Annotated in this window: 12 protein-coding genes; 3 read left to right on the top strand and 9 right to left on the bottom strand. The window is 72.3% G+C overall.

All coding sequences use genetic code 11. From position 1 onward, the window contains the following. Positions 1 to 33: 33 nt before the first annotated feature. The 9 genes from tdh to HB370_RS33440 form a co-directional block, all read right to left on the bottom strand. Entirely contained in the window at positions 34 to 1062 is a 1029-nt protein-coding gene (gene tdh, locus HB370_RS33485) for an L-threonine 3-dehydrogenase (RefSeq protein WP_030792756.1), read from the bottom strand. 219 nt (positions 1063 to 1281) lie between these two features. Continuing rightward, the gene (locus HB370_RS33480; protein ID WP_030792753.1) at positions 1282 to 1854 is read right to left on the bottom strand and encodes a GAF domain-containing protein; all 573 of its coding nucleotides are present in this window, start codon (positions 1852 to 1854) and stop codon (positions 1282 to 1284) included. Positions 1855 to 1916: 62 nt separating this feature from the next. Then, positions 1917 to 2516 (bottom strand): ATP/GTP-binding protein, encoded by a 600-nt coding sequence (locus HB370_RS33475; RefSeq protein WP_030792750.1) that lies wholly within the window; start codon positions 2514 to 2516, stop codon positions 1917 to 1919. Further along, positions 2494 to 2865, bottom strand: a complete 372-nt coding sequence (locus tag HB370_RS33470) for a DUF742 domain-containing protein (protein WP_030792747.1) — start codon at positions 2863 to 2865, stop codon at positions 2494 to 2496. The genes HB370_RS33475 and HB370_RS33470 overlap by 23 nt, the downstream gene beginning before the upstream one ends. Before the next feature lie 2 nt (positions 2866 to 2867). Further along, complete coding sequence (locus tag HB370_RS33465) at positions 2868 to 3302, bottom strand: roadblock/LC7 domain-containing protein (protein ID WP_030792745.1); 435 nt, start codon at positions 3300 to 3302, stop codon at positions 2868 to 2870. Between the two features lie 89 nt (positions 3303 to 3391). Next, positions 3392 to 5818, bottom strand: coding sequence for an ATP-binding protein (locus HB370_RS33460; RefSeq protein WP_208974465.1), 2427 nt, complete (start codon positions 5816 to 5818; stop codon positions 3392 to 3394). Positions 5819 to 6373: 555 nt separating this feature from the next. After that, on the bottom strand, positions 6374 to 8662 hold the full coding sequence (locus HB370_RS33450) for a tetratricopeptide repeat protein (RefSeq protein ID WP_030792739.1): 2289 nt from the start codon (positions 8660 to 8662) through the stop codon (positions 6374 to 6376). 83 nt (positions 8663 to 8745) lie between these two features. Next, on the bottom strand, positions 8746 to 9462 hold the full coding sequence (locus HB370_RS33445; protein WP_051816145.1) for a GPR1/FUN34/YaaH family transporter: 717 nt from the start codon (positions 9460 to 9462) through the stop codon (positions 8746 to 8748). Positions 9463 to 9729: 267 nt separating this feature from the next. Next, positions 9730 to 10701, bottom strand: coding sequence for an alpha/beta hydrolase (locus HB370_RS33440; protein WP_030792726.1), 972 nt, complete (start codon positions 10699 to 10701; stop codon positions 9730 to 9732). Positions 10702 to 11186: 485 nt separating this feature from the next. Between HB370_RS33440 and HB370_RS33435 the strand changes: the two genes are divergently transcribed. The 3 genes from HB370_RS33435 to HB370_RS33425 all read left to right on the top strand — a co-directional run bounded on the left by HB370_RS33435 (position 11187) and on the right by HB370_RS33425 (position 14422). Beyond that, on the top strand, positions 11187 to 13073 hold the full coding sequence (locus HB370_RS33435) for an amidohydrolase (protein WP_030792725.1): 1887 nt from the start codon (positions 11187 to 11189) through the stop codon (positions 13071 to 13073). Positions 13074 to 13196: 123 nt separating this feature from the next. Then, the gene (locus HB370_RS33430) at positions 13197 to 13859 is read left to right on the top strand and encodes a hydrolase (RefSeq protein WP_030792722.1); all 663 of its coding nucleotides are present in this window, start codon (positions 13197 to 13199) and stop codon (positions 13857 to 13859) included. Positions 13860 to 13897: 38 nt separating this feature from the next. Continuing rightward, a complete protein-coding gene (locus tag HB370_RS33425) occupies positions 13898 to 14422 on the top strand; it encodes a DoxX family protein (RefSeq protein ID WP_030792718.1) in 525 nt (174 codons plus the stop codon). The last annotated feature ends 31 nt before the right edge of the window (positions 14423 to 14453 follow it).

Genomic DNA, 14453 nt, shown 5'->3' with positions numbered 1-14453 from the left:
GGGGCTCCTGAAGGTGCTCGCGGTTGCAGGGGGTCAGGCGGTCCAGTCGAGGATGACCTTGCCGCCCTTGCCGCTCGCGGCGTCGGCGAAGGCGGCCTCGAAGTCGCGGTAGCCGTACCGGCCGGTGATCACGGGGGCGAGGTCGAGGCCGCCCTCCAGCAGCACCGACATCGCGTACCAGGTCTCGAACATCTCGCGGCCGTAGATGCCCTTGATGGTGATCATCGAGGTGACGATCCGGGCCCAGTCGACGGGGAACTCCTCGGCGGGCAGGCCGAGCATGGCGATCCGGCCGCCGTGGGTCATGTTGGCGATCATGTCGCGCATGGCCTCGGGGCGGCCGGACATCTCCAGGCCGATGTCGAAGCCCTCGCGCAGGCCCAGGGTGCGCTGGCCGTCGGCGATGCTGGTCCCGGCGACGTTCAGGGCGAGGCTCACGCCGATCTTGCGGGCCAGGTCCAGGCGCTCCTCGCTGACGTCGGTGATGACGACGTTGCGGGCGCCCGCGTGCCGGGCCACGGCGGCGGCCATCAGGCCGATCGGTCCGGCGCCGGTGATCAGGACGTCCTCGCCGACCAGCGGGAAGGAGAGCGCGGTGTGCACCGCGTTGCCGAACGGGTCGAAGATCGCGGCCACGTCGAGGTCGACGGGGACCCGGTGCACCCAGACGTTGGACGCGGGCAGGGCCACGTACTCGGCGAACGCGCCGTCGCGGCCGACGCCGAGGCCGACGGTGGCCCGGCACAGGTGGCGGCGGCCGGCCAGGCAGTTGCGGCACTTGCCGCACACCAGGTGGCCCTCGCCGCTGACCCGGTCGCCGACGCGGACGTCGGTCACGTCCCGGCCGGTCTCCACGACCTGCCCGACGAACTCGTGGCCGACCACGAGCGGGGTGCTGATGGTCTGCCGGGCCCAGCCGTCCCAGGCCCGGATGTGCAGGTCGGTGCCGCAGATACCGGTCCGCATGACCTTGATGAGGACATCACCGGGGCCGATGGCGGGCTCCGGGACGTCCGTGAGCCAGAGTCCCGGCTCCGCCTTCTCCTTGACCAGCGCCTTCAACGCTACGGCTCCTGTGGGTGAGGCCCGGCCCGCGGGCATGCCGAAGGAGCCCGCACCGGGTCAGAGGGGTGGAATCACCCCGCAATCTGCCCTATGCGCGCGCCGGGGTCCATCGAGCTTTTCTTAACCGGCGCCTCAGCTTTCCTTCAGGCCCCGCGGATGTCCCTCATGTCCCTTGCGCCGCCGGGTTCCCGAGCCCGGCTCCGGCGGGGCGGTGCCTCAGAGGGGCAGGCCGTCCGGCGCGCTCCGTTCGAGGCGTACGACGAGATCGGCGGCCAGCGCCTTGATGGTGTCCAGGCCGGTCCTGCCCCAGGCACGCGGGGATGTGTCGGCGGCACACACCGTGCCGAGCGCCATGCCGGAGGCGTCGATGAGCGGGGCGCCGAGATAGGAGCGGATGCCGAACTCGTCGACGACCGGGTTGCCCGCGAACCGCGGGAAGTCGCGCACGTCGTCCAGGACCAGCGCCTTGTGTCGTACCACCACATGGGGGCAGAACCCATGGTCGCGCGGCAGCACCCGGCCCATCTCGGCCCTGCTGCCGTCCTCGCGGACGACCGGGGCGGCGGGGGCGCTCAGGCCCGCGAAGAACTGGTGGTGCTCGCCGATGAAGTTGACCATGGCGTAGCTCGCGCCGGTGAGCCGGGCGAGGTGGCCGGCGAAGGCGTCGAGCGCGGGGTCGGGCCGGTCCGCCAGACCCAGCCGGCGCAGTCGCCGGACGCGGGCGGGGGCCTCCTTGTCCTCGGGGGTGAGCAGCAGACCCCGGACCGGCCGGGGCGGCTGGTAGCTCATCGCCGGGCCCCGGCGCTGTGGGTGTACCTCATACAGGAACTCCGTGGACGGTGGGTCTTCGATCACCTGTGGGCGCCCTGGCCGGGCGTGGCCGCCGGGGCGAGGGCCAGCAGATGGCGTACGAGGGTGAGCAGGGTCTGGACGCCGGAGCTGGAGATCCGCGCGTCGCAGCGCACCACCGGGATCTCCGGGCCGAGGTCGATGGCGGCCCGCACCTCGTCGGGTGCGTAACGGTGGGCGCCGTCGAACTCGTTGACGGCGACGATGAAGGCGAGGCCGCGCTCCTCGAAGAAGTCGACGGCGGCGAAGCAGTCCTGCAGGCGCCGGGTGTCGGCGAGGATCACCGCGCCGAGCGCGCCCTCGGACAGTTCGTCCCACATGAACCAGAACCGCTCCTGCCCCGGCGTGCCGAACAGGTACAGCACGTGTTCCGGATCGAGGGTGATCCGGCCGAAGTCCATCGCGACGGTGGTCTCCATCTTGTTCTCGACGCCGTCGAGGCTGTCCGTGCCGACGCCGACCGTGGTGAGCAGCTCCTCCGTGCTGAGCGGCGCGATCTCGCTGACCGCGCCCACGAAGGTCGTCTTGCCGACCCCGAACCCGCCCGCGACCAGGATCTTGAGCGCGGTGGGAAACGGGTCAGAGCTGTCGTCGTAGTCCATCGAGCACTGCCTCCAGCAGAGACCGGTCAGTGGGAGTGTGGTGGTAGGCGGGCGGCTTGGTGGTCAGCGCGCCGCAGTCGACCAGGTCCGACAGCAGCACCTTGGTGACCACCGCGGGCAGCTTCAGCTGGGCGGCGACCTCGGCGACCGGGACGGGCGCGCGGCACAGGTCGAGGGCCTGCGCGTGCTCGGGACCGAGGTAGCCGAGCGGGGTGACGCCGGTGGCCATCACCTGCGACATCAGGTCGAGGGCGATGGTGGGCTCGGTGCGGCCGTCGCTGACCGTGAACGGCCGCACCAGCCGCCCGGCCGCCTCGTCCAGCCAGGGCCCGTCGCCGGCTGCGGCCACGCTCAAGGCCTCGTCACCGCGGGGTCCGCGGTCTGCTGCCGGGGGGCGGTCACCAGGTAGGGGCGCACGCTCTTGACCAGCATCGCCATCTCGTAGCCGAGCACGGCGGCGTCGGCCTCGCGGCCGGCCAGCACGGCGAGACAGGTGCCGGAGCCGGCGGTGGTGACGAAGAGCAGGGTCGCGTCGAGTTCGACCACGACCTGGCGCACGTCCCCGCCGTCGCCGAACCGGACGCCCGCGCTGCGGCCGAGGGAGTACAGGCCGCAGGCCAGCGCCGCCATGTGGTCGGCGCTGTCGGCGTCCAGGCCGTGTACGGACTTCACCAGCCCGTCGGAGGAGAGGAGCACCGCGCTGGTGGTGTGCGGTACGCGCTGCACGAGGCCGCTCAGCAGCCAGTCGAGGTCGGATGCGGGGATGGTCGGCGCATCGCTCGCCATGGTGGATCGACTCCTTGGGGTACGAAGATCTGCGGGAGCGCTGGGGGTGGGGGTAGGACGTGCGGGGGCGGGGGTCCGGGCGGGTACGGTCATCCGGCCGGGGCGCTCCCGTCGGCTCGGCCGGTACCGCGAGCGCCGTCCGGCACGGGCACGTGGGTGTGCGGCTGGGGTATGGCGGCTGGAGCCGGCAGTTGCTCGGGGGTGGTGTGGTCCGGATCCATGTGCTCTGAGCCCATGTGGGGTGGGTCCGTGTGGGCGGAGGCCGTGTGGGCGGAGCCCATGTGTTCGGGCGCCATGTGCTCGGACGCCATGTGCGCGGAGCCCGTGTGGGTGGGGGCTGTGTGCCGGGGGACTGTGTGCTCGGGCGCCATGTGTGCGGAAGCTGTGTGGGGAGCCTCCATGTGCGGGGCGTCCATGTGGGGCGGATCCATGTGTCCGTAGGCGGTGTGCGCGTACGCCGCTTCGCCGTAGGCCCTGTACGTCCTCCCCTCCCCCGTCGTTCCCTCGTACTCCGGCTCTTCCTGCCCCGGCTCCGCGTACCCGGACTCCAGGTGCTGCTGGGCCTCGGCGAGTCCGAACCCGCGCTGGAAGGCGGCCATCAGGCCGGGGTCGTGGCCGGCGACGGTGCCGGCGTCCTGGCGGGGTGCCGGGCCGCCGCGCAGTTGGGGCGCGATGTGTTCCTGGGCGCGCCTGCGGGGCAGTTCGGGCTTGTCCATGGTGTCGCGCACCATGTCGACGCGGGGGGTGGGCGGCAGATGTGTGTGTGCCTCCACCACCGGCCGGTCCTCGGCGCTGATGCCGGGCACGGCGTCGGCGGGGTTGGGCCGGGTCCCGTGGGCGCCGCGGACCGGCAGCGGGGGCAGGGCGCCTGCTCCGCGGCGTCCGCGCGTACCGTTCTCGGTGTCGCGCCGCCCGGAGCCGCGCTGTGCGTGGCGCCGCCGTCCGGTACCCGGCGCCGGTCCGGCACCGGCACCGGTCGTCCCCTCCTCGGCCGAGGTGCCACCGGTCCTGGTACCGCCGGTCTCGGTGCCGCCGGCTCCGGTCCCTCCGCCCTCGGTCCCCGTGCCGGTGGCCGGCGCGGAACCGTTTCCCGCGCCACCCCCGGCACCCTGCCCGTCCGTGTCCGGGCGCCCGTCCCCTGGCGAGGACGAGGACGCCGGCACCCGGGGCTGCGGCACGGCGACGACCTCGGTGCCCAGGCCCGCGCCCGTGTGCTCATCCGATCCCGATCCCGACAGCGGTACCGGCACCGGTCCCGCCCCCTCATCCGGTCCCGCACCGGCATCCGTGTCCGCGCCCGGCACCGCCCGGTCCTGCCCCAGCAGCGCCTGGGGAACGACGAGGACGGCCTGCACACCGCCGTAGATGTTGGTCTGCAGGCGTACCTGGATGCCGTGCCGGCGGGCGAGCTGGGAGACGACGTAGAGGCCGATGCGGCCGTCGGCCAGCAGGCTGGCGACGTTGACCTGGTCCGGGTCGGCGAGCAGGGCGTTCATCCGGTTCTGCTCGGCGACGGGCATGCCCAGCCCTCGGTCCTCGACCTCCACGGCGAGCCCGGAGGTGACGAGGCCGGCGCGGAGCAGCACCTGGGTGTGCGGGGCGGAGAACACCGTGGCGTTCTCGATGAGTTCGGCGAGCAGGTGGATGACGTCGGCGACGGCGTGGCCGCGCAGTTTGCCGTCGATGGGCGGCACCAGCCTGACCCGGGAGTACTGCTCGACCTCGGCGATGGCGGAGCGCAGCACCTCGGTCATGCTGACCGGGTTGCTCCACTGGCGGCGGGAGACGGCGCCGCCGAGCACGGCGAGGTTCTCCGCGTGCCGCCGGATCCGGGTGGCCAGGTGATCGACGTGGAAGAGACCCTTGAGCAGCCCGGGGTCCTCGATGTCGTTCTCCAGGTCGTCGAGGATCGAGATCTCCCGGTGCACGAGGGACTGAAGCCGGCGCGCGAGGTTGACGAACACCTCCAGCTTCTGTTCGCTGCCCGTCTGGCTGGAGAGCTGGGCGGCCCGGACGACGGCGGTGACGGCGCCGTCGTACGCGCGGGCCAGGTCGGCGGCGAGCAGCTCGAAGTCGTCGGCGTCCGCGGGCGGCCCGCGGCGCCGGCCGCGCTGGGGCGGGGCCTCGCCCTGCCGGAGCGCGTCGACCAGGGCGTGCAGGTCGGCCTCGACCCGCGCGGCGGTGCGCCGGAGCGCGTCGACGCGGTCGGCGATCGAGCGGGCGGCGCGGTCGGCGGCCACGGCGGCGATCAGGATGCCGGCGACGGCCACGCCCGCCGCCGCGGCGACCATGGCCCACAGCAGGGGCCCGGTGTGCGTCCCGGCGGAGCGGACGCTGAACAGCACCGCGGCGCCGGCGCCGAGCGCGACCGCGAGGGGCGGCAGGACGGCGAGCCGCATCAACTGGGGCCGTATGTGCGTCTCGGGCAGTGCGGGAGCGGGTCGGGCGACCGGCCGCCCGTGCCGGCCGCCCTCGCGACGGTCGGCGCGGGCGGCCGGCGCTCGGAGGTGAGACATCTGCGTCCTCGTACTGGTCCGTCGGGCTTGTGGTCCTCGTGCGGTGCGCGCTGCGGGCATGCGTCGATGCGGGCACGCGTCATCGCGGTGTCGGCCGACGGGACCGGGGAATCCGGCCGCATGCCACCCGACGGACACTCACAGTAGTTGTCCGCGCATCCTGTGTGGTGGGCAGTTGACAAAGTCCCCCGAGGAGCGTCCCGCTCTGGTATGAGGAGCCGTACGACAGACCGATAACCCGGCCGAATTTCCCCCGGGCGGGGTGAAAAAGACCGGTGCGACCTGGTCGGAAGCGATCAGAAAGCAAGACGGGGAGCGGCTGAGGCACGACCGGGGGCGGCGGGCCGGATCGGCCCGCCGCCCCCGGTCGGGTGTGAACGCGCGAACGCCAGTGCGCCTCGGTCGGCCGCCGGGCCGGCCTCCCTCACGGGGGCCGTCCCGGCGAATGTCACCGAGAGTGTTCGCCTTGGCCTGAAGTCGTCGAACGACATCGGCGTAGCCGCGGGCGGCGGGACTGGTGGCACCCTCGGGCCAGGACCTCTCCGCCGCCGCCGTTCACCGGTTGTCCAGTTCGGCGAGGCGTTTCCGGGCCTCGGTGAGGCTGTTGGGGTCGGCTGTCACGCCGAGGGCACGGCACCGGGAGAAGGCGTCCCGGGCCTCGGCACGGTGCCCGGCGGCCAGCAGGCTGTCGCCGAGGTGGACCAGAACACGGCTCTCCATGGCCGTGTTGCCGCCGGCGCGGCACAGTTCCACGGCGATGCGCAGGTGTTCGATGGCCGCGTCCCAGTTCCCGAGGCGGGCGTGGGCGCCGCCGAGGACCGTCCGCAGGTTCATGCGGGTGAACTCGGCGGCGTGCGGCTCGATGCGGTCACCGGCCTGGTCGAGGAAGGAGAGCGTGCTCAGGGTCGCCTCGACGGCTTCCTCGAGGCGTCCTCCGTCCACCAGGAGCTGATCGTGCTCGACCCTGGACTGGAGGGCGCCGTGGAGGTCGCCGGCGGTCTCGAAGAGCGCGGCCCCCTCGCTGTTGTGACGCGCCGCCTCGGCGTGTTCGCCGAGCAGCCGGTGGGCCCAGGCGGCGTACTTGTGGGACCAGCCCTGCTGGGAGAGGTCGCCGGCGCGCCGAGCCGCGGCGAGGGCCTGGGCGGAGCGGTCGAGGCTGTCGTGGGGGCGGCCTTCGCAGACGAGCAGGGCCCAGGCGTGGTAGTTGATCTGGGTGGCTTCCAGGAGGGGATCGCCGAGGGCCTGGGCGGACCGGGCAGCGGTGGCGAAGATCTCGGGCCAGTGGCCCCAGAAGATCCACTGGTCGGAGAACCAGTGCAGAGCCTCGGCCACCTCGACCACGGTGGCGTGGTCGCCGGCGGCGGCGGCCGCGCGCAGGGCGGCCAGCCAGTTGAGGCCCTCGTCCTGGAGCCACCGACGGGCCTGATCAGCGGTGGAGAGGTCGACGTCGCTCTGCCAGGTGACGGGCGGGGCACCGTGGTCGGGTTCGTACCAACGGCCGGCCATGACGGTGGTTTCCAGCAGCCAGCGGTGCAGTGCCGAGCGGGCCGCCTCGACCACCGCGGCCGGTTCCTCGGCCCGGAGCCGGCCGCGAGCGTACAGGCGCAGCAGGTCGTGGAAGCGGTAGCGGTCCCGGTCCGTGCCCAGGAGGCCGGTCTCGACCAGTTCCTCGAGGGTGTCCTCGGCGTCGAACAGTGACTGCCCGGTCAGCCGGGCGGCTCCGGCGGCGCCGGCATCGGGTCCGTCGACGAGGGACAGCAGCCGGAACATGCGGGCGGCGGCGGGAGTGAGCTGGCGGTAGGACAGGTTGAAGGCCGCCGGCAGTTGGAGGTCACCGGCGGTCAGGGTGTCCAACCGGCGCTCTTCCAGCGCGAGACGGTCGGCGAGACGGCGGACCGACCAACCGGTGCGGGTGGCCAGCCAGTTGCCCGCCACCCGCAGGGCCAGTGGCAGGTTGCCGCAGTGGCCGGCCACCTCGGCCAGCGCGCCCGGGTCCGCTTCCGCCCGCTCCCGGCCCACCAAGGCGGTCAGGAAAGCGGCGGCCTCTACCGGGGAGAGCTCGTCGAGGGTCAGACGATGCACGCTCTCCAGGCCGGTGAGCATGCGCCGGCTGGTCACCAGCACCATCCCCGCGCCCGCGCCGGGCAGCAGCGGGCGGACCTGGGCTTCGTCGCGGGCGTTGTCCAGCACCAGCAGGCATCGCCGGTCGGCCAGCACCTGCCGGTACAGCTCGGGGTGCCCCTGCGGACCGGCCTTCGACAGGTCCCGGTCGGCCACGCCGAAGGCCTTGAGCACACCCAGCAACAACTCGGGCGGTTCGGGCGGAACGTCGTCCATTCCCCGCAGGTCCACCATCAGCTGCCCGTCCGGGAACCGGTCGGCCAGCTCCCGCGCGGCGTGCAGCGCCAGGGTGGTCTTGCCCGTTCCCGGCGGCCCGGACACCGTCACCACCACCGGACGCCCGTGCCCGGCGGCCTCGGCCCCCGCCTCGCCGGCGGAGCAGTGCTCGGCGGCGAGCTCCGCCAGTCGCCCCAACTCCCGCTCGCGGCCCACGAAGTCGTCGATGCCCCGGGGGAAGGCGCGTACGCCCAACGGACTGTAGCCCCGGTTACGACCGGACCGGGCGGCGGCCAGAAGTCGCTCCCGCTCCACCTCACCGAGTCCCAGGCCCTCGGCGAGCGCGGCCACCGTTCCCCGCTGCGGTGCCGCTCGCCGGCCCCGTTCGAGATCGCCGATCCCCCGCACACTCACACCCGACGCGGCGGACAGAGCCTCGATCGTCAGCGACGCCTCCAGCCGCAATTCCCGCAGCAGCGCCCCGAACGCCGTACCCTCACCGGCCACTCCGCCTCCAGGCTCCCCGCTCAAGCCGGGCGCCCGAGCATGTCCGGGGCATTTTAACGTGCAACTAAATTGTCGTCACCGGCTCACAGCGTCCGCCGTACGCCCGCCTGCCGCTCCAGGTCGCGCAGTTGCAGCGCCAGGTTGCCTTCCACGGCTTCGTGGGCGGGGCCGCGACGTCCGACGGGCAGGACCTCCTCGCCCCGCATGTCCTCGAGCATGAGGGCGAACGCCGCGTACAGCGCGGCGACCGCCAGGAGCAGTCCGAGCGCTCCGGAGAGGTAGCCGACCCAGGTGGCGCCGGTGAAGTTGAAGAGCGCCGCCACGGTGAACCTCGGCACGGCGACGCACAGCACCAGCCACATCGACCGCTTGCGGTGCGCGACGGACGCCATCATGAGAGCGAAGAGGGCGAACGCGAGGTTGAGTACGCCGAGCACGCGTGCGCCCGAGGGCGCGTCGAACGCAAGGACGAGGGAGCTCGCCAGCCAGGTGCCGGAGAAGCAGGCCATCAGCGTCGCGGCGAGCACGTCCCTCGCTCCGAAGGCCAGGATGCTGACGACGAGTTGCAGGACGAAGGCCGGAAGAATGGTCAGCGCCACCGCCAGGTGGGCCTCGTCGCCCAGCAAGCCCAGTTGCAGGGTTCCGACGATGACCGACGCGATCGCCACCGCGAAGAATCCGACCGGCATCGGGGAGGCGATGGGGCGCAGGTTGATGCGGGTCATCGGACGCAGGTCCGGCTCGAAGTGCCGGGCGGCCCGGGGGCTCTGCTGTTCGGGGGGTTCGGATCCGTGGTTCATGTGGTTCTCCTGTGAGTCGTTCTTCACCTGCGAGACCAGCGTCGTGCGCCGCACGCCAAGTGCCGGCGAAGGGCGGAGTCTGCCCGTCAGCGGATGTGCGGGTGCCTTGCAGCGCACGGCACGCCGGATCTGCGCGGGCGTTCGTTCCTGAGGGAGTCCTCGTACGCCGAGGCGCACGAATACGAGCAGGCCGAGACAGCGCCGCGCGGACGAACCGGGCTCGTCCGCGCGGCCGGTGCCTCTCGTCCCGGCTGTGGTTCCTCGTGGTCAGACGCTGTGCAGGGCGACGTGCAGGGTGTCGGCCGCCAGCGTGATGGCGGCGGTGGCCGCGTGGGTCTCGCGCAGGGCGTCGAGCATGACGAAGTCGTGGATGATGCCCTGGAAGCGCACGGCGACGACGGGGACGCCGGCCGCGCGGAGCTTGCCCGCGTAGGCTTCGCCCTCGTCGCGCAGCACGTCGGCTTCCGCCGTGATCACCAAGGCAGGGGGCAGGCCGGTGAGTTGCTCGGTGGTCGCGCGCAGCGGGGACGCGGTGATCTCTCCGCGTTCCGCCTCGTCCGTCGTGTACTGGTCCCAGAACCACTGCATGCCGTCGCGGCGCAGGAAGTACCCCGTGGCGAACTGGTGGTAGGAGCCGGTGTCGAAGGCGGCGTCGGTGACGGGGTAGAACAGCACCTGCTGCACCAGCGGAACACCGCCGCGTTCCTTGGCCATCAGGGTCAGCGCGGCCGCCATGTTGCCGCCGACCGAGTCACCCGCGACCGCGATACGGCCGGTGTCCAGCCCGTTCGCCGCGCCCTGCTCGACGACCCAGCGGGCCACGGTGAAGTTCTGCTCGACGGCGACCGGATAACGGGCCTCCGGCGAGAGGGCGTACTCCGGGAAGACCACCGCGGCATCGGCGCCGACGGCCAGCTCGCGGACCAGGCGGTCGTGGGTGTGGGCGTTGCCGAAGACCCAGCCGGCGCCGTGGATGTAGATGATGACCGGGAGCGGGCCCTCGGTGCCGGCCGGCTTGACGATCCGCGCACGGACGCTGCCCGTCGGGCCGCCCGGAACAGTGACCCACTCCTCGTCGATCGCCGGCTTGTCGATCGCACCGGACTGGACCTCGTCCACGGCCTTCCGGCCCTCCGCCGGGGGGAGTTCGAACAGGTAGGGCGGGTTGGCAGTGGCCTTGGCGAAGGCGGCTGCCGCGGGTTCCAGCACAGGCTGAACCGGCTCGGTGGCATCAGACACAGCGGTCTCCAGGAGGTACGGAGCATGCCGGCGCTTCCGGCATGACGGGCCGGGCGCCGTCTGCGGCGCCCGACGTGACGCTAGTTCCGTCGGCCCGGACGATTTCTCCGACAGCGCACCGGTTCTTTCCCCGCCGTGCACTCGTCGCCTGTCCTCTCCCGCCCCTTCCCGCCCCCTTCCCTCTTCCTCCTGTCTCCTTCCTGTCTCCGCTGACGAGGTCGGGAAGCACAGTGCACGGTGAGGCAAAGCCCTGTGCGCTCGGGTGTAATCCCGCCGGAGACACCGTGCCTATCGTGATGACGCAGCGGCCGCCGCCGAACGGCACCGGTCCGATCTCGGTGTTCCGAAGACATGACACGTACCGGCAGGCGGCTCGCCGTCCGATTCCGACGGCGGTGCGTTCATCGGGTGTCGCGGTTGCCGAAGTCCGCCTTCGAAGGTCCATGGCCCGGGCCGAAGTCGTTTTCCAGAGGGAGTCGCAGAAGATGTCAACAATGCCCGTCGGCGGGCTGGTTCCGCATCCCGCCGCCGACGCCGCCGATCTGGTCGTCCGCAATGCCAGGATCCACACCGGAGACCCGTCGCGACCGCACGCCGAGGCACTGGGCATCCGGGACGGTGTCGTCACGGTCATCGGCGACGACAGGGACGTGGCCGGCCACATCGGCCCGGACACAAAGGTGGTGGACGCACTCGGACGACGGGTGATCCCGGGCCTCAACGACTCCCATCTGCACGTGATCCGCGGGGGCCTCAACTACGTACTCGAACTGCGCTGGGACGGCGTGCGCAGTCTGCGTCAGGGGCTGGCGATGCTGCGTGAGCAGGCGGCCCGCACTCCCAAGGGCCAGTGGGTCCGGGTGGTCGGCGGATGGTCGGCGGAGCAGTTCGCCGAGCGACGGCTGCCGACCGTCGCCGAACTGAACGCGGCCGCCCCCGACACGCCCGTGTTCGTCCTGCACCTGTACCAGTCGGCCGTCCTGAACCGGGCGGCGCTCAAGGCGGCCGGCTTCACCAAGGACACCCCCGATCCCAAGGGGGGCCAGATCGTGCGGGGCCGTGACGGCGAGCCGACCGGCATGCTGCTGGCCGCGCCGAGCGCCCTGATCCTGTATTCGACCCTCGCCAAGGCGCCGACGCTGGAGGGCGAGGACAAGAAGACCTCCACCCGCCATTTCCTGCGCGAACTCAACAGGTTCGGGCTCACGTCGGCGATCGACGCCGCCGGGGGATTCCAGAACTTCCCCGACAATTACGCGACCGTCATCGAACTGGCCAAGGAGGGCCGGCTTTCGCTGCGCATCTCCTATCACCTCTTTCCGCAGACCGCGGGCCAGGAGATCGACGATCTCGCGCGCTGGATCGAGACGGTCCGGCCCGAGGAAGGCGACGCATGGCTCCGCCTCAACGGCGCCGGCGAGAATCTCACCTGGGCGGCAGCCGACTTCGAGAACTTCACCCAGCCGCGCCCGGAACTTTCTCCCGACTACGAGGTGGAATTCGAGAAGGCGGTCCGTCTTCTCATGGAGAACGGGTGGGGGTTCCGGCTGCACGCCACCTACGACGAGACCATCCGCCGTGATCTCGGCGTGTTCGAGAAGCTCGCCGCGGAAGGGCTGTTCCCGGCCGGGAACCGGTGGCTCTTCGACCACGCCGAGACCGTCTCCGCGGAGAGCCTCGACCGCATCAGCGCCCTCGGCGGCGCGCTGTCCGTGCAGAACCGTCTCTCCTTCCAGGGCGAGGCGTTCCTGCGGCGCTACGGGCCGGGGGCCGCCGCCGACGCCCCGCCGATCCGGGCGATGCTGGACCGCGGCCTGACCGTGGGCGCCGGCACCGACGCCACCCGGGTCTCCACCTACAACCCCTGGGTCGCCCTGCACTGGCTCGTCAGCGGCCGTTCCGTCGGCGATCTGACGCTGCGACCGCCGGCCAACCGCGTCGACCGGCGGACGGCGTTGACGATGTTCACCCAGGCCGGGGCGAAGCTGACCGGCGAGGACGACGTCAAGGGCGTCCTCAGGCCCGGCTGCTACGGGGACCTCGCGGTGCTGTCCGACGACTACTTCACCGTGCCCGAACCGGAGATCGCCGGCATCGAGTCGCTGCTGACCGTGACGGGCGGCCGCATCGTCTACGCCGCCGCCGAGTACGAAGGGCTCGACGAGGAACTCCCGCCGGTCCCGGCCTGGAGCCCGGTCGCGCGGTTCGGCGGCTACCAGGCTTCCCGCCATGCGCCCCTCGCCGGCGCCCGCCAGGCGGAGCTGCTCGGCGAAGCCGTCGCCGAGTCGGAGCGGCACCGCAGGTGGCGCACGGCCCGTGGCCTGGCCCCCGAAGCGGTGGGCACCCCCTTCGACCCCTGCTTCGACCTCTGAACCTCCGGAAGCCCCCGGCCTTCGCCGCACTTCTTCCGGCACCGAGTCTCCGTCCGAGCGGACGGTCCAGCACGGCCCGGGCAGCGGCCCGCGCCGTCGTTCTTCCGAGAAAGGCACCTCATCATGGTCAACATCGCCCAGGTCACCGCCGCCCCCGGCCCCGACCTGCTCACGCCGGACAACTGCGCGGTGCTGTTCGTCGACCACCAGCCGCAGATGTTCTTCGGCACCGGCAGCGGTGACCGCACCGCCATCATCAACTCCACCGTGGGCCTGGCCAAGGCCGCCAAGGTGTTCGACGTGCCGGTCGTCCTGAGCACGGTGGCCGCCGAGTCCTTCTCGGGCCCGCTCATGCCGCAGCTGGCCGATGTCTTCCCCGAGCAGAAGATCATCGACCGCAGCACCATGAACGCCTGGGAGGACGTGAACTTCGTCGAGGCGGTCAAGGCCACCGGCCGCAAGAAGCTCGTCATCGCCGGTCTGTGGACCGAGGTGTGCGTGGTCCTGCCCGCCCTCTCCGCCATCGCCCAGGGCTACGAGGTCTACGTCGTCACCGACGCGTCCGGCGGCGTCAGCCCGCAGGCCCACGAGCACGCCGTGCAGCGCATGATCCAGGCCGGCGCCGTCCCGGTCACCTGGGTGCAGGTGCTCCTGGAGCTCCAGCGCGACTGGGCCCGCACCGAGACGTACGCCGCGGTGGGCGACGTGGTCAAGGCGCACGGCGGCGCCTACGGCCTCGGCATGGTCTACGCGCAGGCCGTCATCGGCGCCCACGCCGCGGGCTGACCCTCACCACGGACACGTCGGGAACAGGCAGGGACATGATGGACGCTGGACTTTTGATCCTGCGGCTCGTGGCCGGACTCCTCATCGCCGGGCACGGTGTGCAGAAGGTGAGCTTCCGCCTCGGAGGAAAAGGGCTGGCAGGCGGGACCGAGGAATTCCGGGGGGACGGATTCCGCGGTGGCCGGCTGACCGCGCTCACCGCGGGAGCCAGCCAGATCGGTTCCGGTCTGTTCCTGGCGGCCGGCCTGCTCACCCCCCTGGCCGCGATGGCCGCCATGGGGGTGATGACGGTCGCCGGCACCGTGAAGTGGTCCAAGGGGCTCTGGGTGCAGAACGACGGCTACGAGTACCCGCTGGTCCTCGTCGCCGCCTCCGCTTCGCTGGCCCTGGCCGGGCCGGGGCGGTGGTCCGCGGACCACGCGCTGGCCGTCACCCCCTGGCCGGTGTGGATCTCCGTGGCCGTGATCGTCCTGGGGCCGGCGAGCGGCCTGCTGACGCGCGTGGTGCTGCACCGGACAGCCCCCGCGCGAGGAGGAACCCGACAGCCACCGTCCGCCCGCTGACGAGCCGGCTCCCCGGCACGGCCCGGACGCC

Origin of the sequence: Streptomyces sp. DSM 40868, assembly GCF_011820545.1 — a bacterium.
In the GTDB taxonomy this organism is placed as follows: domain Bacteria; phylum Actinomycetota; class Actinomycetes; order Streptomycetales; family Streptomycetaceae; genus Streptomyces; species Streptomyces eurythermus.
The sequence above is the reverse complement of the archived record's forward strand: the minus strand, read 5'-3'. Positions and strand labels throughout refer to the sequence as shown.

Excerpts from the sequence above, each read along its gene's own strand:
- HB370_RS33425 (WP_030792718.1), top strand. The coding sequence starts at position 13,898 with ATGGACGCTGGACTTTTGATCCTGCGGCTCGTGGCCGGACTCCTCATC.
- HB370_RS33465 (WP_030792745.1), bottom strand. The coding sequence starts at position 3,302 with ATGGCGAGCGATGCGCCGACCATCCCCGCATCCGACCTCGACTGGCTG.
- HB370_RS33475 (WP_030792750.1), bottom strand. The coding sequence starts at position 2,516 with ATGGACTACGACGACAGCTCTGACCCGTTTCCCACCGCGCTCAAGATC.
- HB370_RS33430 (WP_030792722.1), top strand. The coding sequence starts at position 13,197 with ATGGTCAACATCGCCCAGGTCACCGCCGCCCCCGGCCCCGACCTGCTC.
- HB370_RS33445 (WP_051816145.1), bottom strand. The coding sequence starts at position 9,462 with ATGAACCACGGATCCGAACCCCCCGAACAGCAGAGCCCCCGGGCCGCC.
- HB370_RS33435 (WP_030792725.1), top strand. The coding sequence starts at position 11,187 with ATGTCAACAATGCCCGTCGGCGGGCTGGTTCCGCATCCCGCCGCCGAC.
- HB370_RS33480 (WP_030792753.1), bottom strand. The coding sequence starts at position 1,854 with ATGAGCTACCAGCCGCCCCGGCCGGTCCGGGGTCTGCTGCTCACCCCC.
- HB370_RS33460 (WP_208974465.1), bottom strand. The coding sequence starts at position 5,818 with ATGTCTCACCTCCGAGCGCCGGCCGCCCGCGCCGACCGTCGCGAGGGC.